This is a genomic window from Streptomyces sp. NPDC001515 (assembly GCF_053597115.1).
The window spans coordinates 60,067-83,323 of the sequence record NZ_JBSFHN010000037.1 but is presented as its reverse complement, the minus strand read 5'-3'; the positions used below and the strand labels follow the sequence as shown (position 1 = coordinate 83,323).

The 23,257-nt window shown below is 72.3% G+C and carries 17 protein-coding genes and 1 tRNA gene; 13 read left to right on the top strand and 5 right to left on the bottom strand.

Annotated features, from left to right (window positions below):
• The first annotated feature begins 110 nt into the window (after positions 1 to 110).
• The 5 genes from ACWCXC_RS30935 (at position 111) to ACWCXC_RS30915 (ending at position 6,670) form a co-directional block, all read left to right on the top strand.
• The gene (locus ACWCXC_RS30935; protein WP_450891163.1) at positions 111 to 1,376 is read left to right on the top strand and encodes an ABC transporter substrate-binding protein; all 1,266 of its coding nucleotides are present in this window, start codon (positions 111 to 113) and stop codon (positions 1,374 to 1,376) included.
• A gap of 11 nt (positions 1,377 to 1,387) precedes the next feature.
• Positions 1,388 to 2,377 carry a carbohydrate ABC transporter permease gene (locus ACWCXC_RS30930; RefSeq protein WP_450682086.1) on the top strand — a complete coding sequence of 330 codons (990 nt, stop codon included), beginning with the start codon at positions 1,388 to 1,390 and terminating at the stop codon, positions 2,375 to 2,377.
• Positions 2,374 to 3,243 (top strand): carbohydrate ABC transporter permease, encoded by an 870-nt coding sequence (locus ACWCXC_RS30925; RefSeq protein WP_450891162.1) that lies wholly within the window; start codon positions 2,374 to 2,376, stop codon positions 3,241 to 3,243. The genes ACWCXC_RS30930 and ACWCXC_RS30925 overlap by 4 nt, the downstream gene beginning before the upstream one ends.
• A gap of 7 nt (positions 3,244 to 3,250) precedes the next feature.
• A complete protein-coding gene (locus tag ACWCXC_RS30920) occupies positions 3,251 to 3,832 on the top strand; it encodes a DUF624 domain-containing protein (RefSeq protein ID WP_450682088.1) in 582 nt (193 codons plus the stop codon).
• A gap of 93 nt (positions 3,833 to 3,925) precedes the next feature.
• Complete coding sequence (locus ACWCXC_RS30915; protein WP_450891161.1) at positions 3,926 to 6,670, top strand: exo-rhamnogalacturonan lyase family protein; 2,745 nt, start codon at positions 3,926 to 3,928, stop codon at positions 6,668 to 6,670.
• A 64-nt stretch (positions 6,671 to 6,734) separates the two neighbouring features.
• Here ACWCXC_RS30915 and ACWCXC_RS30910 read toward each other — a convergent pair whose 3' ends face one another.
• The gene (locus tag ACWCXC_RS30910) at positions 6,735 to 9,236 is read right to left on the bottom strand and encodes an SCO7613 C-terminal domain-containing membrane protein (protein WP_450891160.1); all 2,502 of its coding nucleotides are present in this window, start codon (positions 9,234 to 9,236) and stop codon (positions 6,735 to 6,737) included.
• A gap of 139 nt (positions 9,237 to 9,375) precedes the next feature.
• Here ACWCXC_RS30910 and ACWCXC_RS30905 point away from each other — a divergent pair.
• A tRNA-Val gene (locus ACWCXC_RS30905) sits at positions 9,376 to 9,447 on the top strand.
• 80 nt (positions 9,448 to 9,527) lie between these two features.
• Here ACWCXC_RS30905 and ACWCXC_RS30900 read toward each other — a convergent pair.
• Positions 9,528 to 10,253, bottom strand: coding sequence for an exonuclease domain-containing protein (locus ACWCXC_RS30900; protein WP_450891159.1), 726 nt, complete (start codon positions 10,251 to 10,253; stop codon positions 9,528 to 9,530).
• 190 nt (positions 10,254 to 10,443) lie between these two features.
• On the opposite strand from ACWCXC_RS30900, the gene ACWCXC_RS30895 reads away from it, so the two are divergent.
• From ACWCXC_RS30895 to thrS, 3 genes are all read left to right on the top strand, one after another.
• A complete protein-coding gene (locus ACWCXC_RS30895) occupies positions 10,444 to 11,013 on the top strand; it encodes a DUF4365 domain-containing protein (RefSeq protein ID WP_450891158.1) in 570 nt (189 codons plus the stop codon).
• Positions 11,013 to 12,266, top strand: coding sequence for a hypothetical protein (locus ACWCXC_RS30890; RefSeq protein WP_450891157.1), 1,254 nt, complete (start codon positions 11,013 to 11,015; stop codon positions 12,264 to 12,266). The genes ACWCXC_RS30895 and ACWCXC_RS30890 overlap by 1 nt, the downstream gene beginning before the upstream one ends.
• Positions 12,267 to 12,382: 116 nt before the next feature.
• Complete coding sequence (thrS, locus tag ACWCXC_RS30885) at positions 12,383 to 14,359, top strand: threonine--tRNA ligase (RefSeq protein WP_450682093.1); 1,977 nt, start codon at positions 12,383 to 12,385, stop codon at positions 14,357 to 14,359.
• Positions 14,360 to 14,387: 28 nt separating this feature from the next.
• Here thrS and ACWCXC_RS30880 read toward each other — a convergent pair whose 3' ends face one another.
• The gene (locus ACWCXC_RS30880) at positions 14,388 to 15,065 is read right to left on the bottom strand and encodes a potassium channel family protein (RefSeq protein WP_450891156.1); all 678 of its coding nucleotides are present in this window, start codon (positions 15,063 to 15,065) and stop codon (positions 14,388 to 14,390) included.
• A gap of 66 nt (positions 15,066 to 15,131) precedes the next feature.
• On the opposite strand from ACWCXC_RS30880, the gene ACWCXC_RS30875 reads away from it, so the two are divergent.
• Positions 15,132 to 15,692, top strand: coding sequence for an HIT family protein (locus ACWCXC_RS30875; RefSeq protein WP_450682095.1), 561 nt, complete (start codon positions 15,132 to 15,134; stop codon positions 15,690 to 15,692).
• A 65-nt stretch (positions 15,693 to 15,757) separates the two neighbouring features.
• Here the strand turns inward: ACWCXC_RS30875 and ACWCXC_RS30870 are convergent, their stop codons facing one another.
• Together ACWCXC_RS30870 and ACWCXC_RS30865 are read right to left on the bottom strand one after the other, a co-directional pair.
• Positions 15,758 to 17,425 (bottom strand): hypothetical protein, encoded by a 1,668-nt coding sequence (locus ACWCXC_RS30870; RefSeq protein WP_450682096.1) that lies wholly within the window; start codon positions 17,423 to 17,425, stop codon positions 15,758 to 15,760.
• Between the two features lie 147 nt (positions 17,426 to 17,572).
• On the bottom strand, positions 17,573 to 19,798 hold the full coding sequence (locus ACWCXC_RS30865) for an elongation factor G-like protein EF-G2 (RefSeq protein WP_450891155.1): 2,226 nt from the start codon (positions 19,796 to 19,798) through the stop codon (positions 17,573 to 17,575).
• 429 nt (positions 19,799 to 20,227) lie between these two features.
• Between ACWCXC_RS30865 and pgsA the strand changes: the two genes are divergently transcribed.
• From pgsA to ACWCXC_RS30850, 3 genes are read left to right on the top strand one after another with little or no spacing between them, the layout of a single operon-like run.
• A complete protein-coding gene (gene pgsA, locus ACWCXC_RS30860) occupies positions 20,228 to 20,896 on the top strand; it encodes a phosphatidylinositol phosphate synthase (protein ID WP_450682098.1) in 669 nt (222 codons plus the stop codon).
• Positions 20,893 to 21,804, top strand: coding sequence for a phosphatidylinositol mannoside acyltransferase (locus tag ACWCXC_RS30855; protein ID WP_450682099.1), 912 nt, complete (start codon positions 20,893 to 20,895; stop codon positions 21,802 to 21,804). Before pgsA ends, ACWCXC_RS30855 begins: the two co-directional genes overlap by 4 nt.
• Positions 21,805 to 21,856: 52 nt before the next feature.
• The gene (locus ACWCXC_RS30850; protein WP_450682100.1) at positions 21,857 to 23,044 is read left to right on the top strand and encodes a glycosyltransferase family 4 protein; all 1,188 of its coding nucleotides are present in this window, start codon (positions 21,857 to 21,859) and stop codon (positions 23,042 to 23,044) included.
• Positions 23,045 to 23,257 lie beyond the last annotated feature (213 nt).

Genomic DNA, 23,257 nt, shown 5'->3' with positions numbered 1-23,257 from the left:
CCGCTCGAAGCAAGCGTTCTCCTGCCCGCCGCCCCGAATGGCCGGGACCGGGCCGGACCAGTGGCCGGGGCGGCGGGTGCGGGATCAGCCGAGGGTCTCGGAACCAGGGCATGGACCGGCGGCAGATGCTGAAGCTCGCGGGCTTCTCGGCCGCCGGGCTCGGGCTCACCGCCGCCGGCTGCGGCTCGGGCGGCGGGTCCAACGGGCCGGTCACCATCCGGCATGCCTGGTGGGGCGCCGACGACCGGGCGAAGAAGGTCCAGGAGTGCGTCAGGCTCTTCGAGAAGAAGCACCCCAAGATCAAGGTGAAGACCGACTTCCAGCAGTACCCGGACTTCTGGAAGAAGTTCAACACCCAGGCGGCCGGCGGCAACCCGCCGGACGTCATCCAGAACGCGGTGACCTTCCTGCGCAAGTACGAGGCGAAGAACGTCCTGCTCGACCTCAGCCCCCAGGCGAAGAAGGGCAACCTCCAGCTGGAGGGCTTCCGGGCCGGCCTGGAGAAGTTCGCCGAGATCGACGGCAAGCTCCTCGGTGTCCCCGTCGGCAGCAACTCGATGGCCCTCGTCATCGACGAGAAGGTCTTCGAGAAGGCCGGCGTCGACCACGGCCTCGGCTGGACCTGGGACGACTGGTACGCCGGCCTCCAGAAGATCAAGTCCGGCCAGGGCGTCGCCGGCGACTCCGGCCCGCACGGCGTCATGTACCTCTACGACCTGGTGCTCCGCCAGAACGGGAAGGCGTTCTTCACCGCCGACGGCATGGGCTTCGGCGAGGCGGAGCTGCTGCCGTACTGGACCGAGGCGCTGGCCCGGGTGAAGTCCGGCGTCTACGCCGACCCCAAGAAGGCCGAGCAGATCAAGCCCGCCTCCGCCCTCGCCAAGGGCCTCTCCGCCGGCGAGTTCACCTGGGACAACTTCTCCGTCCGCTACAGCGCCGAGGGCAAGAGCAGCTACAGCCTCGCCCCCATACCCAGCACCGACGGCAAGAAGACCGGGCAGTACCTCGGCTCGCTGATGCTCAGCGGCACGGCCCGCACCAAGCACCCCGCCGAGGTCGCCACCTTCATCAGCTTCATGACCCACGACCCCGCCGTCGCCCGCATCATGGGCTACGACCGCGGCGTCCCCGCCACCACCGCCCAGTTCGAGGCCTTCCAGCCCACCGACGCCCCCAGCAAGGCCATCGGCGCGTACGAGACCGAGATCGCCAAGGCCGGGGTGCTGGAGCCCATCACCCCGCACCCGGCCGGCGCCGACGTCGTCGAGGCGGCCTTCCTGCGCATCGCGACCGACATGTCCCTGGGCAAGGCCTCGCCGGAGGACTCCGTGAAGCAGTTCTTCTCCGAGGCGAAGACCGCCCTCGCCTCGAACTGAGAGGACACGCGGTGACTCACATCCAGACGACCGCGAGCGGCCCGGTCCACGCCACGGACCCCGCCGCCGCGGCGCGGAGCGGCCCGGGACGCAAGACCCGCCCCGCTCCGCAACCGCGGGGCCACCGCGAGAATCTGACCGGCTATCTCTTCATGTCGCCCTGGATCGCGGGCTTCCTGTTCCTGATCGCCGGACCCATGGTGTTCTCGCTGTACCTCGCGTTCACCGACTACAACCTGTTCGACGCCCCCAAGTGGGTCGGCCTCCAGAACTTCACCGACATGTTCGCCGACCCGCGCTGGCGCCAGTCGGTCAAGGTGACCTCCTGGTACGTGGTGATCGGCACCCCGATCAAGCTGGCCGCCGCGCTCGCCGTGGCCATGCTGCTGGCCCAGAAGCGCTGGGGCCAGTCCTTCTACCGGGCGGCCTTCTACGCCCCCTCGCTCATCGGCGCGAGCGTCTCCGCCGCCATCGTCTGGCGCGCCCTGTTCTCCGACGACGCCGTCGTCGACCGGGGCCAGCAGCTGTTCGGCATCGACGCCGGCGGCTGGATCGGCGACCCGCACATGATCATCTACGCGCTGGTGGCCCTCACGGTCTGGCAGTTCGGCGCCCCCATGGTCATCTTCCTGGCCGGTCTCAAGCAGGTCCCCCGGGAGCTCTACGAGGCCGCCGAGGTCGACGGCGCCGGCCCCTGGCGGAGGTTCTGGTCCATCACCCTGCCGATGATCTCGCCGGTGCTGTTCTTCAACGTCCTGCTGGAGACCATCCACTCCTTCCAGATCTTCGGCTCCGCCTACATCGTCAGCAACGGCAGCTGCGGCCCCGCCGACGCGACGCTCGTCTACACCTGCTACCTCTACGACCAGGGCTTCGCGAACAGCCGCATGGGCTTCGCCTCCGCCATGGCATGGCTGCTGCTCGTCGCCGTCGGCCTGGTCACCGCTGTGCTGTTCTGGTCCCAGAAGCGCTGGGTGCACTACGAGGAGGGGGGCCGATGACCCCGATGGACACCACCACCACGTCCCCGCGCCGCCGCCTTCCCGGCTCACTGGCCTGGCACATCGGCGCGCTCGCCCTCCTCGTGGTCGTGCTCTACCCCGTGGTGTGGACGATCGGTGCCTCGTTCAAGCCGAGCGGCGACATCGTCGGCGCGCTGAACCTCTTCCCGACCGACCCCATCACCGACAACTACCGGCGGCTCGCCGACGGCATCGCGGACATCCCGATCTGGAGGTTCTTCCTCAACTCGGCCTATGTCTCGGTCGGCTCGGTGATCGGCGTCGTCCTGTCCTGCTCGCTGACCGCCTACGCCTTCACCAAGGTCCGCTTCGCCGGGCGCAACATCATGTTCGCCGTGATGATCGGGACGCTGCTGCTCCCGTACCACGTACTGATCATTCCGCAGTACGTCATGTTCCAGAAGCTGGAACTGATCAACACCTTCACCCCGCTGCTCATCGGCAAGTACCTCGCCACCGACGCCTTCTTCGTCTTCCTGATGGTCCAGTTCATGCGCGGACTGCCCAAGGAGCTCGACGAGGCCGCCCGGCTCGACGGCTGCGGACACCTGAGGATCTACTGGTCGATCGTGATGCCGCTCTGCCGGCCCGCGCTCATCACCAGCGCCATCTTCACCTTCATCCAGTCCTGGAACGACTTCATGGGCCCCCTGCTGTACCTCAACGAGCCGGACAAGTACACCGTCTCGATGGGCCTGCGGATGTTCATCGACCAGGACGCCGTCGCCGACTACGGCGGCATGATCGCGATGTCCCTGGTGGCCCTGCTGCCCGTACTCGCGTTCTTCCTGGCCTTCCAGCGCTACCTCATCGACGGCATGGCCACCTCCGGCCTGAAGGGCTGAACACCCCGTGGCGACCACCACCCGCACCGCGCCCAGGACCTCCTTCGTACGGGAACGATTCGGCGTCTTCGCCGAATGCCTGCTCACCGGCGTATGGATCACCGTCGCCTCCCTGCCGCTGGTCACGTTCCCCGCGGCCTTCGCCGCGGGGAGCCGCCACCTGAGCCGCCATCTGGCCGGCGAGGCGAGCGGGGTGCGGGCGTTCGCCACCGATGTCCGGGAGGCCGTCCGCACCGGTCTGCGGTTCTCCCTGCTCTGGTGGGCGGCGCTCGCGCTGCTCGCCTTCGACGCCCAGGTCGCCCGCTCCGGCCTGCTGCCGGGCGGCCGGCCCCTGCTGCTCGTCAGCCTGCTCGGCCTGCCCGCCGTCGCCGTCTGGGGACTGCGCACGGCCGCCGCCTGGCGCCCCGGCACCCCCTGGGCGCGCACCGCGCGGACCGCGGGCCGCCGCACCCTCACCGACCCGGCCGGCTCCCTGCTCCTGGTCGGCGGCTTCGTCGCCCTGGCCCTGGCCGCCTGGCAGATCCCGCCGCTGGCCGCCCCCGCGCTCGGCTGCCTCGCCGCGGCCGCCGTCGCCGCCGACCGCCGCTGAACCACGGGCCGCCCGGCCCCCGGACCCCACACGCACCACCACGCGTCAGCGTGCGCTCCGTCATGCCCATTTCGCCCACGCATTGGAGTCGTGATGTCCCCGATCCCCCGCCGCACCGTGCTCAAGGCCGCCGCCGTCGCCTCGGCGGCCACCACCCTCTCCTGGGCGCTGGCCGACACCTCCCAGCAGGCAGCGGCCGCCACCGGCGCCACTGGCCAGGAGCCCGTGGAGATCGGCTGGCTGGAGGAGGGCGGGCTCGGCGCCGCGCCCGGCTCCACCTTCGGCGTCCCCTGGGCCAGGGGACGCGTCCCGGCCGGCCAGAAGTTCGCCCTCACCACCACCGACGGCAAGGACGTGCCCGTCCAGACCTGGGCCACCGCCACCTGGCCCGACGGCTCGCTGAAGTGGACCGCCCACGCCGTGGGACCCGAGGCGGCCCGCGGCAGGAAGTTCACCCTCACCACCGGCGAACCCGCCACCGCCGCCCACCGCATCACCGTCAAGAACACCGGCGGCACCATCACCGTCTCCACCGGCGTCATCACCGCGAAGATCGGCAAGTCCGGCACCTCGCTCATCACCTCCGTCCGGCGCGGCTCCACCGAGATCGCCAAGGACGGCCGCCTCGTCCTGATCCGCCAGGGCGAACTCACCGACGGCGACCAGGGTCAGGAGAAGTACGAACGCTTCGAGAGCGCCGTCGCCAAGGCCGAGGTCGAGCAGAGCGGCCCCGTCCGCGCCGTCGTCCGCATCGACGGCAAGCACCGCCACGGCAACCGGGCCTGGCTGCCCTTCTCCGTCCGGCTCTACTTCTACGCGGGCGCCGACTCGTTCCGCATGATGCACACCATCACCTTCGACGGCACCCAGGAACCCGGAAAGACCAAGGGCGACTTCATCCGGGGCCTCGGCGTCCGCTTCACCGTCCCGATGCGCGACGAGACCTACGACCGCCACATCCGCATCGGCGGCGAGGACACGGGCATGCTCCGCGAGGCCGTTAAGGGCATCACCGGACTGCGCCGCGACCCCGGCGCCGCCGTCCAGGCCGCCCAGTTCGAGGGGACCAAGCTCCCCGACCCCGCCACCTGGGACCAGCGCGTCACCACCCGCCTCCCGCTCATCCCCACCTGGGGCGACTACACCCTCAGCCAGCTCTCCGCCGACGGCTTCTCGCTGCGCAAGCGCACCAAGAAGGGCCACGGCTGGATCGCCGCGGGCGGCGGCCGGCGCGCCTCCGGCTTCGGCTACGTCGGCGGACCCAGCGGCGGGCTCTCCTTCGGACTGCGCGACTTCTGGGAGAAGTTCCCCGCCCAGCTCGACATCCGCGGCGCCGACACCTCCGCCGCCGAGATCACCCTCTGGCTCTGGTCGCCCGAGGCCGAACCGATGGACCTGCGCTTCTACCACGACGGCCTCGGCCAGGACACCTTCGCCGAACAGCTCGAAGGGCTCAACATCACCTACGAGGACTACGAGCCCGGCTTCGGCACCCCGTACGGCATCGCCCGCACCAGCGAGCTCGTCTTCTGGGCCAACGAGTCCACCCCGAGCGCCGAGGCGCTCGCCCAGCAGTCCCGTACCGTACGCACCCTCCCGCAGCTCGTCGCGCCGCCCTCCCAGCTCGTCGGCGCGGGCGTCTTCGGCGGGCTCTTCTCCCCGGTCGACCGCTCCACCCCCGCCAAGGCGAAGATCGAGGACCACCTGGACTTCCTCTTCACCTACTACCGGGACCAGGTCGAGATGCGCCGCTGGTACGGCTTCTGGGACTACGGCGACATCATGCACTCCTACGACCCGGCACGGCACCAGTGGCGCTACGACGTCGGCGGCTACGCCTGGGACAACTCCGAACTCTCGCCCGACCTCTGGCTCTGGTACGCCTACATGCGCTCCGGCCGCGCCGACATCTTCCGCTTCGCCGAGGCCATGACCCGCCACACCGGCGAGGTCGACGTCTACCACCTGGGCGAGTGGGCCGGCCTCGGCACCCGCCACGGCGTCCAGCACTACGCCGACAGCGCCAAGCAGCAGCGCATCGCCAACACCACCTACCGGCGCTTCTACTACTACCTCACCGCCGACGAACGCGTCGGCGACCTGATGCGCGCCAACGTCGACTCCGACGAGACCTTCCTCGGCCTCGACCCCCTCCGCAAGATCCGCACCGAGCCCTACACCCCCGACCGGCACGCCCTGTCCATCGGCTTCGGCACCGACTGGAGCGGCCTCGTCTCCGCCTGGCTGACCGAATGGGAGCGCGGCGGCCCGCAGGCCGAGAAGGCCCGCGCGCGCGTGCTCGGCACCATGGAGACCATCGCCGCCCAGCCCAACGGCTTCGTCCAGGGCAGCGGCCTCTACGACCTGGACACCGGGAAGTTCGCCGTCGCCACCGAACCCGTCGTCAGCGTCTCCCACCTCTCCGGCGTCTTCGGGCTCAACGAACTCTGCGCCGAACTCATCGACCTCGTCGACATGCCGAAGTTCAAGGAGGCCTACCTCGACTACTGCCGCTACTTCAACGCCTCCAAGACCGAGCAGGCCGCCCGCTACGGCTCCAACTTCGGCACCCTGCTCCTCTTCCAGGGTCACTCCCGCATGGACGCCTACGCCGCCGTGCAGACCGGCGACGCGAAGCTGGCCGCCCGCGCCTGGGAGAAGTTCTACAAGAGCGACGGCTACCAGGAATCCGCCCCCTGGAAGACCGAGAAGGTGAGCGGCCCGGTCACCACCGTCGCCGGCAGCGAGGCCAACTGGGTCTACACCAACGACACCGCCCTCTACGGGCTCGCCGCCATCGAGAACCTCGCGCTCGTCGGCGACCGCATGCCCTCCTGAACGGACACGGGGGCGCCCCGCGGCCGGATCAGGCCGCGGGGCGCCCCCGTGCGGGGACGGTGCCTCAGCGCATCCGCCCCAGGGCGTCCCGCAGCCGCCGCGCGTCCCGCAGCCGCTTCTCGTACGTCGCCCCGACCGCCAGCAGCACCACCCCGGCCAGCGCCGGCACCACCCAGCGCGGCATCGCCCCCATCACCTGCACGACGTACGGCGCCAGTTCGTGCAGCGCGTCCAGCGCCAGCACCGCGCCGCCCAGTACCAGCAGCGCCTGGAGCCGCAGCCGCGCCCCCAGCAGCGTGATCACCAGCGCCGCCACCCCGAGCAGCAGCGGACGCGTCCAGCCCGTGTCGCCGAGGGCCGCCAGGAGCGAGGGCACCAGCGACACCGCGAGCCCGGCCCCGTACGCCGTCCACGAGGACGCCGCCGGGTCACGCCGCCTGCGCAGCCACCCGATCACCAGCACCGGAACCGACACCGGCAGGGTGTACGCCTCCGGCGAGGCCACCCCGGACGCCGACAACCGCACCCACGACGCCAGCACGAACAGCACCGTCGCCACGTACCCGGCCACCGGACGCCGCTCCGGGCGCAGCGCCGTGCCGGCCGCCACCGCCCCGCACAGAGCCAGCACCAGCGCGAGGAACGGCAGATCGCCCACGGCCATCACCACCGAGGCCGCACCCACGGGCACCCCCGACGCCTCCACCGGCAGCCCCACCGCGCGCCCCTTCAGCACCGCGCCCAGCACCGCCGTCCCGGCGGTCACGACCAGCAGCAGCGGCGCCGCCTCGTGCGGCTCCAGCTCCAGCGACGCCCCGCAGGCCACGGCGAGCACCGCAGCCCCGGCCACCGCCGCGCACGCCGCCACCGACCGCACCCCGGACCACGCCGCAGGACGCGCCACCCGCACCGGACCGTCCAGCGCCGCCGCCACAGCGGCGCACACCGCCGTCAGCAGCGCGAACACGGCGTACGTCGCCGGCTCCGAGCACAGCGACAGCAGGGCCGCCCCCACCGCACCGAACGCCCCGCACACCGACGCCGCCACGGCTGCCCCGGCCGCCCCCCTGCGCAGCGCCCCGACCGTGAGCGCCGCCAACGCCACCACCAGCACCGACTGCACCGCGACCGCCACCGCGTACGACGCGTCCAGCGCGGGTGCCGACACCGTCAGCCCCGCCCAGCCCAGCACCAGGGCCCACGCCCCGGCGGCGCCCCGCCCCGAGGCGCCGAGGCCCCGCACCGGCTCCGCCCACCGCACCACGGAGTCCCACCGCAGCCGGGCCGCTCCCAGCACCGCCGCCACCATCAGCAGCACCACCGGGGACGAGGCCATTTCGTCCCACGGCAGCTCCGACGCCCCCAGCGCCTGCCGGATCCCGCCGTCCGGAGCCCCCGACCACAGGCGCCCCAACTGCGCCACCGGCCCCACCAGCACGACCGCGACCGGCGTCGCCGAGAAGAGCACCGCCCCCAGCGCCACCACGCCCGAGGCCCCGGCCAGCCCCTGCCGCTCCGGACGCCCCAGCGGAGCCCGTACGCCCAGCAGCACCAGCCCGCCGCACACCAGGTACACGGGCACCGCCCAGCCGCCCGACAGCGTCGTGGTCAGCGCCCCGCCGACCGCGGCCACCGCCGCCAGACCGGCCACGGCACCCGCCGCCGTCGCGAGCCCCGACGAGGCCCGCCGGGCCCCCGCCAGCGCGATCGCGGCCCCCGCCAGCAACAGTGCCCCCGGCACCACGGCCTCCGCCGGACGCGCCGCCTCCAGCGACTCGCCCAGGGCCACCAGCAGCCCCGCCCCACCGGACACCCAGAGCCCGACGCAGGCCGTGACCCGCACCGCGAGCCCCGTGAACCGCACCGCGACGGCGCAGTCCAGTGCCGCCGTCGCCAGCAGCGCCCCGGCGAACACCACCGGAGCCGCCCCCTCGGCCGACGCCCAAAGCACCAGCGGCAGTTGCGCGGTCACCACCGCCAGCGGCAACGGCAGCCGCAACCGGCCGAGCAGCAGCCCGTACGTCGCCCACACCACCGCCAGCACCGCCGACGCCACCGCCGTGTAGGCGAGCGCGTCCGTGTCCGCCAGCGCCACCCGGCGCAGCGCGTAGGCGTCCAGCACCATCAGCACGGCGGCCAGCGCGCCCAGCGACTCCGCCGTCGAAGACAGCCCCCGGCGCAGCAGAGGAGCCGGCGCCACGAGCGCCGCGGCCGTGACGGTGGCCAGCACCGCCGACCGCCCGCCGATCCCCAGGTGACCCCAGCTCACCAGGGTGAACGCGATCGCGGCGACCGTCAGCAGCAGCCCCCCGAGCGTCAGAAGCAGATTCTGCGCCCCCTTCCCCCCGGCCTCCGGACGGCCCGGCGCGGCGGGCGGGGCGAACGGCGGCCCGAACGATCCCGCGACGGGCGCCGCCACCGGCGGGGCCGGCACCGGACGCGGTGCCTGGAGGACGCTCACCAGCCAGGCACGACGGGTCAGCAACTGGGCGCGGCGCAGATCCAGCCGCGCGAGCTCACGGTCGAGGAGCGCCAGTTCCTCGGCGGGCGGCGGCACATGTTCCATGGACGCGAGTGTGGCGCGCGCCACGTCGTACGAACATGCGCGCGGATACTCAGATGCCCGCCTGAGTACGCCCGCCCCCGGCGCGCGACAAGCGGTTTGAACCACACCCGCCGAGCCCTGTATGGTTCAACCCGTTCCCGGGCGATTAGCTCAGTGGGAGAGCGCTTCGTTCACACCGAAGAGGTCACTGGTTCGAACCCAGTATCGCCCACCCCGGGAAGAGGCCGGTCCGTCAGCACCATCGACGGACCGGCCTCTCGCGTGTCCGCCCCTCCGCCCCGCCCTCCCCGCTCAGGCGGCGGCGCGCAGTTCCGGACGCAGCGGCCACGCCGGATCCACCGTCTCCGGCGTCCCGCTCTTCGCGAACCACGCCTGCAACCCCCGCGCCTGCGCCGCGTGCCACACCGCCTGGAGCGTGTGCAGCTCCGCCGGGGTCAGCCGCTCCAGCCGGGACGCGAACCGCCGCCCCACCGCCCGCACCAGCTCCAGCGCCGCCGCCGCGTCGGCCGCCGCGTCGTGCGCCCCGTCCAGCGTGACCCCGTACAGCTCGCACAGATCCGTCAGCGTGCGCCGCCCCTTGCGGTAGCGGTCCAGATGCTTGTCCAGCACCCGCGGATCCAGCACGCACAGCGGGGCGTTCTCCAGATAGGCGGCGAGCGAGGAGGCCCGGTGCCGGCGCAGCTCCCGGTCCAGCAGCGTCAGATCGAACGGCGCGTTCATCACCACCAGCGGCCGCCCCGCCGCGCACTGCTCGGCCAGCGCCCGCCCCATCTCCTCCATCACCGGTGCCGGCCACCGCCCGTTGCGCTGGAGATGGTCATCGGTCAGCCCGTGGATCTCCGTCGCCCCCGCGGGCACCGGAATCCCCGGATTCACCAGCCAGCGGGTCACGCGCATCCGCCCGCCCGCACCGTCCTGGACGACCAGGGCACCCGAAACGATCCGGTCCTCCTCGACGTCCACACCCGTCGTCTCCGTGTCGAAAGCGGCCAACGGCCCCTCGAACCAATGAGTCATCCCCGAACTCCTCGCACCCGCACGGCAGATGGGGCGATCCCTCCGCCCGGTTCGGTGATACCCGCGCCCTTTGCCTGATACGCCGTTTGCGGCCCGTTCCCTGCGGTGACAACACAGGTGACGGGGGCGGAAGTTGACAGATCACCAGGCCCCCACACCCTTCGGCACGGCCCGGAAGGCATACGGAGCCATGGCACTCGCGCAGCCCGAACCGGGTGGGCTGCTGTCCCGGCGGACCACCCCGTCCCCGCGCGGCACACTCGCCACCACCGCCTGCATGGAGACCCTCCAGGTGGGCTATCTGCACGCGGTGGCGGCCGCGGCGGGGTGCTCCCTGTCGCAGCCCTTCCCCGACAACGGCATCGACTGGCACGTCAGCCACGGAGCCCCCGGCCACACCGTCGACGACGAGGTGACCATCAAGGTCCAGCTGAAGTGCACCTACCAGATACCGCCCCGCCCGCCCGGACCCACCTTCGCCTTCACCCTCGACAACGCCCACCTGGTGAAACTCGCCAGGACCCCCGTGTCCGTGCACAAGATCCTCGTCGTGATGATCGTGCCCCGCAGCCAGGACGACTGGCTGAGCGCCGGACCCGACCACCTCGCCCTGCGCCACTGCTGCTACTGGACCAACCTGGCCGGCCACCCCGTGACCGGCCGCCACCGCACCACCGTACGGATCCCGACCTCACGGGTCTTCGACGACCGCGCCCTCTGCGAGATCATGACCCGGGTCGGGGCGGGAGGGAGACCCTGATGCACCGGTCTATGGACGAACCCGCCGCCGAGGCGTTCCCCACGCACCCGCGCTCCCACCCGGACGATCCGGCCCCCGGCACCGGCGGCCTGCCCGACCCCGCTCGCGTCGACCCCGCCGTGCTCGGCGCCCTGCTCGCCCGGCACGGCTGGCGGCGCCGGGGCGGAGCCGCCGGCCGCTACAGCCGCTGGACCCCGCCCGGGCCGCCCGCCGCGCCGGGCGGCCCCACCAGCCTCCTCCTCCCCGACACCACCGCCTTCCCCGACAGTGAGGACCTGCTCACCGAAGCCCTCACCGCCCTCGCCCGCAGCGCCGCTCCCTCCGCCCGCCACGTCCTCGTCTCCCTCGCCGTGCCCAGCGACGCGATCCGCTGGTGGCGCGAGGTCCCCGAACCCCCGGCGGGCACCGCCGGAGCCACCGGCTGGACCCACGCGGAACGGCTCCACACCGCCGCCCGGCAGATCCTGCTGGCCGGCGCCCTCGCCGTCCGGGACCGGGCCGGCTATCACGGTGCCCGCCACCGCCGCCGCGCCCTCACCGCCCTCGACCCCGTCCTGATCGGCCCCGCCCCCGGCGGCCGCGACCTCACCACCTACCTCCCCGTCGAGACGGGCAGACCGCTGGCCGCCCGCCTGCACCACGCCCTGCACGCCGCCCGCGAGGCCGTCGACTACCAGCGCGCCACCGGCACCATGGACGCCTTCGACACGGCCGTGGAGGCGGGCGTCAGCCGCGAACTGACCGAGGCCCTCGTCGCCCTCGTCCGGGGATCCGAGGGCGCCGGGATCGCGCTGGACTGGGCACCGGTCGCCGGTGCCCCCGAGGGCTGCCCGGCGCGGCCCGAGCCCGTCGAGTTCTCCCCGGGCGACCTGCCCGCCCTGCGCCGGGCCGGCGCCCGCTACCTCCGGGACGAGCCCTCCGTCCCGGTCCGGATCACCGGCACCGTCGTCCGGCTGCGCCGCGCCGGACCGCGCGGACCGGGCACCGTACGCCTGCGGGTGCTCGCCGGCGCCGAGGTGCCCCACGTCCGGCTGGAACTCGACGAGGAGGCGTACCGGATCGCGGGCCAGGCCCACCTCGTCGGGCTGCCCGTGCGCGTGGAGGGACGCCTGCAGAGCCGGGGCGGATTCCGCCGGCTGACCGGGACCTCGGAGGTCGTTCCGGTCCAGGTCGACGAGGAGGAACGCGACCGGCTGACGAAAACGCTCCAGGAGAACGTCGATGTCTTCGAGGAGGCGTGCGCGGGGGAGTAGGACGGCCGAGCGCGCTCGTACCCGGCCCTTTCGCACAGGGGGCCCTCGGCTCGGTACGATTCCTTCTGCACGCGCTGGAGGAATGCGAGTGCGCCCCCCTGAGTCAGGAGAGACCGGTGTCAGACGTCCGTGTGACCATCCAACGCGATTCCGAGCGGGAAGAGCGCGTGGTGACGACGGGCACGACGGCAGCCGAGCTCTTCGCCGGCGAGCGCACCGTCGTCGCCGCGCGGGTCGCCGGCGAGCTGAAGGACCTCGCGTACGCCGTCGCCGACGGCGAGGTCGTCGAGCCCGTCGAGATCTCCTCCGAGGACGGCCTCAACATCCTGCGCCACTCCACCGCGCATGTGATGGCCCAGGCCGTGCAGCAGCTCTTCCCCGAGGCCAAGCTGGGCATCGGCCCGCCGGTCAAGGACGGCTTCTACTACGACTTCGACGTCGAGAAGCCGTTCACGCCCGAGGATCTCAAGGCCATCGAGAAGAAGATGCAGGAGATCCAGAAGCGCGGCCAGAAGTTCTCCCGCCGTGTCGTGACGGACGAGGCCGCCCGCGAGGAGCTGGCCGACGAGCCGTACAAGCTGGAGCTCATCGGCATCAAGGGCTCCGCCTCCTCGGACGACGGCGCGGACGTCGAGGTCGGCGGTGGCGAGCTGACCATCTACGACAACCTCGACCCGAAGAGCGGCGAGCTGTGCTGGAAGGACCTCTGCCGGGGTCCGCACCTGCCCACCACCCGGTTCATCCCGGCCTTCAAGCTGATGCGGAACGCCGCCGCGTACTGGCGGGGCAGCGAGAAGAACCCGATGCTCCAGCGCATCTACGGCACCGCCTGGCCGACCAAGGAAGAGCTGAAGGCGCACCTGGAGTTCCTGGAGGAGGCCGCCAAGCGCGACCACCGCCGCCTGGGCGCCGAGCTGGACCTCTTCTCCTTCCCGGACGAGATCGGCCCCGGCCTCGCCGTCTTCCACCCCAAGGGCGGCATCATCCGCCGGGCCATGGAGGACTACTCGCGCCGCCGCCACGAGGAGGAGGGCTACGAGTTCGTCTACTCGCCGCACGCCACCAAGGGCAAGCTCTTCGAGAAGTCCGGCCACCTGGACTGGTACGCCGACGGCATGTACCCGCCCATGCAGCTCGACGACGGGGTGGACTACTACCTCAAGCCGATGAACTGCCCGATGCACAACCTGATCTTCGACGCGCGCGGCCGCTCGTACCGCGAACTGCCGCTGCGCCTCTTCGAGTTCGGCACGGTCTACAGGTACGAGAAGTCGGGCGTGGTGCACGGCCTGACCCGCTCGCGCGGCTTCACGCAGGACGACGCGCACATCTACTGCACCAAGGAGCAGATGGCGGACGAGCTGGACCGCACGCTCACCTTCGTCCTGAACCTGCTCCGCGACTACGGCCTCACCGACTTCTACCTTGAGCTGTCCACCAAGGACCCGGAGAAGTTCGTCGGCTCCGACGAGATCTGGGAGGAGGCCACCGAGACGCTGCGCCAGGTCGCCGAGAAGCAGGGGCTGCCGCTGGTCCCGGACCCGGGCGGCGCCGCGTTCTACGGCCCGAAGATCTCCGTGCAGTGCAAGGACGCCATCGGCCGGACCTGGCAGATGTCGACCGTGCAGCTCGACTTCAACCTGCCGGAGCGCTTCGACCTGGAGTACACCGGCCCGGACGGTTCCAAGCAGCGCCCGGTCATGATCCACCGCGCCCTGTTCGGTTCCATCGAGCGCTTCTTCGCGGTGCTCCTGGAGCACTACGCGGGCGCCTTCCCGGTCTGGCTGGCCCCGGTCCAGGCGGTCGGCATCCCGATCGGCGACACCCACATCCCGTACCTCCAGGAGTTCGCGGCCAAGGCCCGCAAGCTCGGGCTGCGGGTCGACGTGGACGCCTCCTCGGACCGCATGCAGAAGAAGATCCGGAACCAGCAGAAGGCCAAGGTTCCCTTCATGATCATCGCTGGCGACGAGGACATGGCCAACGGCGCCGTCTCCTTCCGCTACCGCGACGGATCGCAGGAGAACGGCGTCCCGGTCGAGGACGCCCTCGCCAAGATCGCCAAGGCCGTCGAGGACCGCGTCCAGGTCTGAGCCGAGCCCGGCAGGGGCCCCCGGAGAGCTACCCGCTCCCCGGGGGCCCCTTCTCGTCCTCCCTGCGGAACACCTGGATCAGCCACGACGAGAACGAACCCGTCACCGCCCCCAGCAGCGCCAGGCCGCAGGCCATCAGGAACGCCGCCACGGTCCGGCCGGCCGGCGTCACCGGCACCGCGTCCCCGTACCCCACCGTGGTGAGTGTGGCGCAGGCCCACCAGACCGCGTCGCCGAAGGTCCGGATCGAGGCGCCCGGGGCGTCGTGCTCGCGGTTGTAGACGGCCAGCGCGGCGGAGAAACCCAGCAGCAGGGCCGCGAGGCCCGCGTACGACATCACCCGGGCGTACAGCCCGAGACGCGGGGTGTCGTGGCGTTTCTGGACCGCCGTGTAGACCTTGACCAGCCGCAGCGGGCGCAACAGGGGCAGCAGGAGGACCAGGGTGTCGAGCCAGTGGACCCGGACGAACCGGTGGCCGAGGCCGCTGAGGCGGACGCGGACCGCGTAGTCGGCGGCGAAGAGGAGCCAGGCCGCGCCGACGAGGGCGAGGGAGATGTCGTGCCAGGGCTGGGCGTCGCGCGGGGCGAGGACGCGCACCGCGTAGCCGAGGAGGAAGAGCAGGGAGGCGGCGAGGAGCGGAACCTCGGTGCGCTGTTCCCACTGGGTCAGAGCGGGTGGGGGCCGGTCCGGGGTGCGGTCGCTCATCGGCCCAGCATCGCGCCGGCCGTACGGGTTCGGCCCCGGCGACACGCTGCGCCCGGGGGACGCCATATGCTGATCGGCATGACGAGTGAGCCGGAGCAGCAGATCGGAGTGGGAGCGCCCGACGCGTTCCAGCGCCTGTGGACGCCCCACCGGATGGCGTACATCCAGGGTGAGAACAAGCCGACCGGTCCGGAGGCCGGGGACGGCTGTCCGTTCTGCGAGATCCCCTCGAAGTCGGACGAGGACGGGCTCGTCGTGGCGCGCGGTGAGAAGGTCTACGCCGTGCTCAATCTGTATCCGTACAACGGCGGGCACCTGATGGTCGTGCCGTACCGCCACGTCGCGGACTACACGGAGCTGGACGGTCCGGAGACCGTGGAGCTGGCCGATTTCACGAAGCGGGCCATGACGGCGCTGCGGGCGGCCTCCGGGGCGCACGGGTTCAACATCGGGATGAACCAGGGCGCGGTGGCCGGTGCCGGGATCGCGGCGCATCTGCACCAGCATCTGGTGCCGCGCTGGGGCGGGGACACCAATTTCATGCCGGTGGTGGGGCACACGAAGGTGCTGCCGCAGTTGCTGGCGGACACCCGGTCGATGCTGGCGGCGGCCTGGCCGGCGGCCTGAGCGGTTCGACGCGTGGTGCGGGGCGTCCGGGTGGTCCGGGCGCCCCGCGGCTGTGTGCGGCGAGGTCAGGCGTCGTAGAGGTCGGCCTTGCGGGGGCTGGGGTCCTGGATGAGGCCGCTCAGTACCGTCGAGCGGTTGCCGAAGTTCTCGGTGTCGACGCCGTTCTCGTCGAGGACCTTGATGGCGGCGTTGTGCACGACGCGCAGGACGGGGGTGGCGGTGCGCATGGCGTCGTCGGCCATGAAGCGGTGCCGCCACGGCTGCTCGGCCCAGGCGTGCCGCAGCCCGAAGGGTTCGGGCAGGGCGATCTTGCCGCCGAGGTAGTCGAGGAGCGGCGGATACCAGGTGAGGGGGGCGCGCAGGGCCAGGCGCACGACCTCCGAGGCATCGACGAGGGCCAGCGTGATGTCCCGGGTCTCCCAGAAGCGGACGGTCTTGTTGACGGTCCTGGTCTTGGCCGAGGGCTTGCTGGTGAAGAGGGAGTGGACGGGGCCGAGGGCGTGCCCGGTGACCTCGATGCGCAGGGTCTCGTAGAGGACCGTGACGGTGATCATCATGGTGATGACGAGCTGGCCGTCCCAGAGGGTGAACTGCACGCCCAGGTAGTGGCGGTCGCCGCCGCCGAACTGCTGGTGGTTGCAGATGCGCTGTATCTCGTGGGGCTTGACCTGGAAGGTGGCGACGTCCTCGCCCTCGGGGCGGGAGACCGAGTCGGCGTTCTCGCCGACGGGGGAGACGATCCAGTGGGTGACGGTCGGGGTGGGGAATCCCCCGGTGTTCAGCGGGCCGCGCTCCAGCATCTTGAGCTGGTCGTGCATGACGCGGATCAGGTCCCAGCTGCGGAACTGGTGGAACTCCTTGCCCGGTTCCTTGGGCTTGAGGTCCTCGGCGAGCTGCCAGCTGCCCCAGCGGGTCCCCATGCCGAGGATGCCCTTGGGGCCGGCGTAGAAGACGGAGTTGGACTGCTGCTCGGCCGAGAGCTTCTCCAGGCCCTGGCGGAGCGCCTCGCGGGCGGTCTCGCTGGGGTTCTTCGGGACGGCTTCGGGGATCTTCGCGACGACGCCCCCGCCGGAGAGGAGTCCCTCCCAGCGGGCCCGCATGTCCTGGGCGGACTTCTCGGCGATGCGCCGGGCGATGGTCCAGCCGACGACGGGGGCGATGACCATGGCCCGCAGGTAGAGCGCGAGGAATCCGCTCAGGGGCATGGTGATCAGGAAGTACAGGGCGGCGATGCCGAGGATCGGCAGCAGTGCGTTGCCGAGCGTGGAGAGGGCCTTGTCCTTGGTCTTGGCGAGGGCGTCGCGGAGCCGGAAGGCGATGATCCACAGGAGCATGCCGGGCAGGAAGAGGAAGCCGAACAGGGCGGTGACGGCGGTGAGCTTGGTGTCGCGGGCCTTGCGGAGCCGGGATGCGGACAGACAGTGCTCGACGACGGTCTGGGGGTCGGTGCCGAAGGACTGGATGAGGGCCTTGCGGGCGCCGCCCAGCATGCGTTCCTGGACGGCCCGGGAGAACGCCTCACCGAGGTTGGGTTTGAAGTAGTCGGACTTGAAGAGCTTGGAGCGCCCTTCCTTCACTTCGGACTTGTGCCATTCGTTGTTGGCCTTGAGGATCTCCTCCACCGGGCTGTCGCGGTACGCCGCGGAGGCGAGGGCGTTGGTCGCCACCGCCGCCCCCGCCGCGCCCTGGAGCGGAATCTGCGCTCCGGGAGAGAAATCGAATCCGTTGCTCACTGTCGCCCCCACTCGCCACCGAGGAACCGCTCCTGCGGCTGTTTCCCAACTGCCGTGCCCGGCACACCTTCTGAGCTGGGACCCCAGCGTATCGTCCGGATAGGGGCGTCGTCCGGCCCTGTGGACAACGAGGAACAAACCGCTCCGCTACGGGCGTTCCGCGTCGGTCTCCGATGAGCCGCCGAGGCGTTCGGCGAGGTGCGGGGGCACGGGTTCGTGGCGGGCGTAGGCGCGGTCGAACCGGCCGGTGCCGTGGGTGAGGGAGCGCAGGTCGACGGCGTAGCGGCCGATCTCCCGTTCGGGGACCTCGGCGCGGACGAGGGTGCGGCCGGGCGCGGTCTGCTCGGTGCCGGTGACGCGGCCCCGGCGGCCCGAGAGGTCGCTCATGACCGGGCCCACATAGTCGTCGGGGACGAGGACGCGGATTTCGGCCACCGGTTCCAGGAGCCGGATGCGGGCTCCGCGCGCGGCCTCGCGCAGGGCGAGGGCCCCGGCGGTCTGGAAGGCGGCGTCGGAGGAGTCCACGGAGTGGGCCTTGCCGTCCCGCAGGGTGACGCGGACGTCGACGAGCGGGTGGCCGGTGGCGAGGCCGCGGGCGGCCTGCGCGCGGACGCCCTTCTCGACGGAGGGGATGTACTGCCGGGGCACGGAGCCGCCGACGATCCGGTCGACGAACTCGATGCCGGAGCCGGCGGGCAGGGGTTCGACGTCGATCTCGCAGACGGCGTACTGGCCGTGGCCGCCGGACTGTTTGACGTGACGGCCCCGTCCGCCGGCCGGTCCTTCGAAGGTCTCGCGGAGGGCGACGCGGTGCGGGACGGCGTCGACCCGGACGCCGTGGCGGGTGCGGAGCCGGTCCAGGGCCACGTCGCGGTGGGCCTCCCCGAGGCACCACAGGACGACCTGGCGGGTGTCCGGGTTCTGTTCCAGTCGCAGGGTGGGGTCCTCGGCGACGAGGCGCGCCAGGGCGTGGGAGAGCTTGTCCTCGTCGGCCCTGCCGTGGGCCTCGATGGCGAGCGGAAGGAGCGGGTCGGGGGTGGCCCAGGGGCGCAGCAGCAGCGGGTGGGCCGGGTCGGAGAGGGTGTCGCCGGTCTCGGCGGTGTCCAGCCGGGCGACGCAGGCGAGGTTTCCCGCGACGCAGGCGGTGAGCGGGTGCTGCTGTGTGCCGAAGGGGGAGGAGAGGGCGCCGATCCGGACCTCGGCCTCGTGGAGGGGGCGCTCCTCGCGGGCGGGGTCGTCGAGGCCGTGGCCGGAGAGGTGCACGGTGTCGTCGGGGCGCAGGATGCCGGAGAAGACGCGGACGAGGGAGAGCCGGCCCACGTACGGGTCGGGCGAGGTCTTGACGACCTCGGCGGCGAGCGGGCCGTCGGGGTCGCACGCCAGGGCGGGCAGCGGGGCGCCGTCCGGGGTGCCGACCGCGGGCAGCGGGCGTTCGAGCGGGGTGGGGAAGCCGCCGGTGATCAGATCGAGCAGTTCGACGGTGCCGAGGCCCTGGCGGGCGCCGCCGGTGGCGGGGGCGGCAGTGAGGACGGGGTGGAAGGTGCCGCGTGCCACGGCGCGTTCGAGGTCGGCGACGAGGGTCCTGACGTCGATGGGGTCCCCGGCGAGGTAGCGGTCCATCAGGGTCTCGTCCTCGCTCTCGGCGATGATCCCCTCGATGAGGCGGTCGCGGGCCTCGGCCAGACGCTCCCGTTCGGGCGGCGTCGGCGGGTGTTCCCTGCGTTCGCCCTCGGAGTAGTCGAGGATCCGCTGGGTGAGCAGTCCCATGAGGCCGGTCAGCGGCGCGTGTCCGTCGGCGGAGCGGGGGCCGTGGACCGGCAGGTACAGGGGGAGTACGGCGTCGGGGTCGTCGCCGCCGAAGAGTTCGGCGCAGACCCGGGTCATCGCGTCGAACGGGGTGCGGGCCGTGTCGAGGTGGGTGACGACGATGGCGCGCGGCATGCCGACCGCGGCGCACTCCTCCCAGACGGCCCGGGTGGTGCCGTCCACGTCCTCGGCCTCCTGGGCGGCCGAGACGACGAAGAGGGCGGCGTCCGCGGCGCGCAGTCCGGCCCTGAGTTCTCCGACGAAGTCGGCGTAGCCGGGGGTGTCCAGCAGGTTGATCGTGCAACCGCCCCAGGTGACGGGGACGAGGGAGAGCGAGACGGAGCGGTGTCCGCGCTGTTCGACGCCGTCGTGGTCGGAGAGCGTGGTGCCGTCCTCGACGCGGCCGGCCCGGTTGACGGCTCCGGTGGTCTGGGCCAGCGCCTCGACGAGGGTGGTCTTGCCGGATCCGCTGTGGCCGACCAGCACCACGTTGCGGATCGCGGCGGGGCGGTCGGCCGTCAGTGCCCTGGCGGCGGCTCCGGCGGGGGTGTGCGTCCTGTCGCCCATGGCGGGTGCCTCCCGGGTGGTGGCGCCGGGGTGTTCCCGCGGCGCGGGACGGGGAGTGGTGGCACGGGCACGGGGAGCCGCCCGCGGCGGCTGCGGCGACGCCCGCGGTAGTTCCGAGCTTTCCACTCCGTACCGGGCGCGTCCATACGCCGTACGTCCGCGCACGCCACCGCTCGGGGTGCCCGGACGGTGCCGGGCGACGGGCGTGACTACGATGGGCGACGAGGGTGCTGAAGGCCCCGGCCGGGCTCGCTGCGCCCGGCACCCGTGTCCGCGTCGCCGCCGATGCGTCGTCGGCTCGCCGCGAGGACGCTCCGGAGCTCCGCGTGCGCACGCACCGGACACCGCCGCCCGATCCGGCCGGGGCCTTCAGCACCCTTCAGCCGGTGGCCGACGGGGCCATCCGGCCCACCGACCCTCGGGAAGGCCATGCTGAACAAGTACGCGCGTGCCTTTTTCACGCGTGTCCTCACGCCGTTCGCCGCCCTGCTGCTCCGTCTCGGAGTCAGCCCGGACACGGTCACCCTGATCGGCACGGCCGGGGTGATGGCAGGTGCGCTGGTCTTCTTCCCGATGGGGGAGTTCTTCTGGGGCACGATCGTCATCACGATCTTCGTCTTCTCCGACCTGGTCGACGGGAACATGGCGCGACAGGCGGGGATCTCCAGCCGCTGGGGCGCGTTCCTGGACTCGACGCTGGACCGGGTGGCGGACGGGGCGATCTTCGCCGGCTTCGCCCTCTGGTACGCGGGCAGCGGGGACGACAACGTGCTGTGCGCGGTCTCGATCTTCTGTCTGGCGAGCGGCCAGGTCGTCTCCTACACCAAGGCGCGCGGTGAGTCGATCGGGCTGCCGGTCGCGGTCAACGGGCTGGTGGAGCGGGCCGAGCGGCTGGTGATCTCGCTGGTCGCGGCCGGATTCGCGGGTCTGCACACATTCGGCGTGCCCGGGATCCAGGTGCTGCTGCCGATCGCGCTGTGGATCGTCGCCGCGGGCAGTCTGGTGACGCTGATCCAGCGGGTCGTGACGGTGCGTCGCGAGTCCGCGGAGGCCGACGCCGCCGCGGCCGTGGACCGGGGGAGCGAGGCCGCGCAGTGAGCGGTGCCCCCCGTCTCGCGGAGCGTGTGAGCGACGGGCTGTACGGGCTGGGCTGGGCCGCGGTCCGCACCCTGCCCGAGCCGGTGGCGCGCGGGCTGTTCCGGACCCTGGCGGACCAGGTGTGGCGGCGGCGCGGCAAGAGCGTGCTGCGGCTGGAGTCGAATCTGGCACGGGTGGTGCCGGACGCGGATCCGGCGCGGCTCAAGGAGTTGTCCCGGGCCGGGATGCGCTCCTACATGCGGTACTGGATGGAGTCGTTCCGGCTGCCCTCCTGGAGTCCGGCGCGGATCAAGGCGTCCATCGACGTGACGGACGCGCACCGGCTGACGGACGGTCTCGACAGCGGACGCGGCGTGATCCTCGCCCTGCCGCACCTGGGCAACTGGGACCTCGCCGGGGCGTGGGTGACCACGGACCTGAAGGTGCCGTTCACCACGGTCGCCGAGCGGCTGAAGCCGGAGTCGCTGTACGACCGGTTCGTGGCCTACCGCGAGGGGCTCGGCATGGAGGTCCTGCCGCACAACGGCGGGGCCGCGTTCGGGACGCTGGCCCGGCGGCTGCGGACGGGCGGGCTGGTCTGCCTGGTCGCGGACCGCGATCTGTCGGCGTCGGGCGTGGAGGTGTCGTTCTTCGGTGCCACCGCGCGGATGCCCGCCGGCCCGGCCCTGCTGGCCCAGCAGACGGGCGCGCTGCTGCTGCCGGTGACGCTCTCGTACGACGACACGCCGGTGATGAAGGCGCGGATCCATCCGCCGGTGGAGGTGCCGGGGGAGGGTGACCGTACGCACAGGACGTCCGTGATGACCCAGGCCCTGGCCGACGCCTTCGCCCTGGGGATCGCCGAGCACCCGGAGGACTGGCACATGCTTCAGCGCCTCTGGCTCGACGACCTCGACCCCCGGGCCTGACGGCTTCCCGCCGCGTTCCCGACCCGGCCTGCTCCGAACGAAAGGCCCCGCCGTGAAGATCGGCATCGTCTGCCCCTACTCCTGGGACGTACCGGGCGGTGTGCAGTTCCACATCCGCGATCTGGCCGAGCATCTGACCGGTCTCGGCCACCAGGTCTCGGTGCTGGCCCCGGCCGACGACGAGACGCCGCTGCCTCCGTACGTGGTCTCGGCGGGCCGGGCCGTGCCCGTTCCGTACAACGGCTCGGTCGCCCGGCTGAACTTCGGGTTCCTGTCGGCGGCCCGGGTGCGGCGGTGGCTGCACGACGGGACCTTCGACGTCGTGCACATCCACGAGCCGACCTCGCCGTCGCTGGGACTGCTGACCTGCTGGGCGGCCCAGGGGCCGATCGTCGCCACGTTCCACACCTCCAATCCGCGGTCGCGCGCCATGATCGCCGCGTACCCGATCCTCCAGCCGGCACTGGAGAAGATCAGCGCGCGCATCGCCGTCAGCGAGTACGCGCGCCGGACGCTGGTCGAGCACCTGGGCGGCGACGCGGTCGTCATCCCCAACGGCGTGGACGTCGACTTCTTCGCGTCGGCCGAGCCGCGGCCCGAGTGGCAGGGCTCCACGCTCGGCTTCATCGGGCGGATCGACGAGCCCCGCAAGGGCCTGCCCGTCCTGATGCGCGCGCTGCCCGCGATCCTGGCGGCCCGGCCGGAGACCCGGCTGCTCGTGGCCGGCCGGGGCGACGAGGAGGAGGCCGTCGCCTCGCTGCCCCGCGAGATGCGCTCGCGGGTGGAGTTCCTCGGCATGGTGAGCGACGAGGACAAGGCACGGCTGCTGCGCAGCGTCGATCTGTACGTCGCGCCCAACACCGGTGGCGAGAGCTTCGGCATCATCCTCGTCGAGGCCATGTCCGCCGGAGCGCCCGTCCTCGCCAGCGATCTGGACGCCTTCGCGCAGGTCCTGGACCAGGGCGCGGCCGGGGAACTTTTCGCCAACGAGGACGCGGACGCGCTCGCCGCGGCCGCGGTCCGGCTGCTGGACGACCCCGCGCGCCGCTCCGCCCTGCGCGAGCGCGGCAGCGCCCATGTGCGGCGCTTCGACTGGTCGACGGTCGGTGCGGACATCCTCGCGGTCTACGAGACGGTCACGGACGGGGCCGCCTCGGTGGCCACCGACGAACGCACCGGGCTCCGGGCGCGGTTCGGGCTGGCCAGAGACCGGGAACCGGGCGGCCAGCTCCGGGGGTGACCGCCGGGGCGTGCGGGTGGAGTCGCCGTGCTGTCGGGGTGCGGCTGCGTTGCGACGGTTCGGTCTCGTTGCGACGGTACGGTCTCGTCCGGGGTGCGGCTGCGTCGCGACGATCCGGACTCGTTTCGACGATACGGTTCCGTCCCGGGTACGGCTGCGTCGCGACGAGGCGGTACCGTCCCGACGGTACGGTCGCGTCACGTCGGCACGTTC

What these genes read in the sequence shown, in the direction of transcription:
- ACWCXC_RS30935 (WP_450891163.1), top strand. Translation starts at nt 111, where the DNA reads ATGGACCGGCGGCAGATGCTGAAGCTCGCGGGCTTCTCGGCCGCCGGG.
- ACWCXC_RS30925 (WP_450891162.1), top strand. Translation starts at nt 2,374, where the DNA reads ATGACCCCGATGGACACCACCACCACGTCCCCGCGCCGCCGCCTTCCC.
- ACWCXC_RS30915 (WP_450891161.1), top strand. Translation starts at nt 3,926, where the DNA reads ATGTCCCCGATCCCCCGCCGCACCGTGCTCAAGGCCGCCGCCGTCGCC.
- ACWCXC_RS30910 (WP_450891160.1), bottom strand. Translation starts at nt 9,236, where the DNA reads ATGGAACATGTGCCGCCGCCCGCCGAGGAACTGGCGCTCCTCGACCGT.
- ACWCXC_RS30900 (WP_450891159.1), bottom strand. Translation starts at nt 10,253, where the DNA reads ATGACTCATTGGTTCGAGGGGCCGTTGGCCGCTTTCGACACGGAGACG.
- ACWCXC_RS30895 (WP_450891158.1), top strand. Translation starts at nt 10,444, where the DNA reads ATGGCACTCGCGCAGCCCGAACCGGGTGGGCTGCTGTCCCGGCGGACC.
- ACWCXC_RS30890 (WP_450891157.1), top strand. Translation starts at nt 11,013, where the DNA reads ATGCACCGGTCTATGGACGAACCCGCCGCCGAGGCGTTCCCCACGCAC.
- ACWCXC_RS30880 (WP_450891156.1), bottom strand. Translation starts at nt 15,065, where the DNA reads ATGAGCGACCGCACCCCGGACCGGCCCCCACCCGCTCTGACCCAGTGG.
- ACWCXC_RS30875 (WP_450682095.1), top strand. Translation starts at nt 15,132, where the DNA reads ATGCTGATCGGCATGACGAGTGAGCCGGAGCAGCAGATCGGAGTGGGA.
- ACWCXC_RS30865 (WP_450891155.1), bottom strand. Translation starts at nt 19,798, where the DNA reads ATGGGCGACAGGACGCACACCCCCGCCGGAGCCGCCGCCAGGGCACTG.
- pgsA (WP_450682098.1), top strand. Translation starts at nt 20,228, where the DNA reads ATGCTGAACAAGTACGCGCGTGCCTTTTTCACGCGTGTCCTCACGCCG.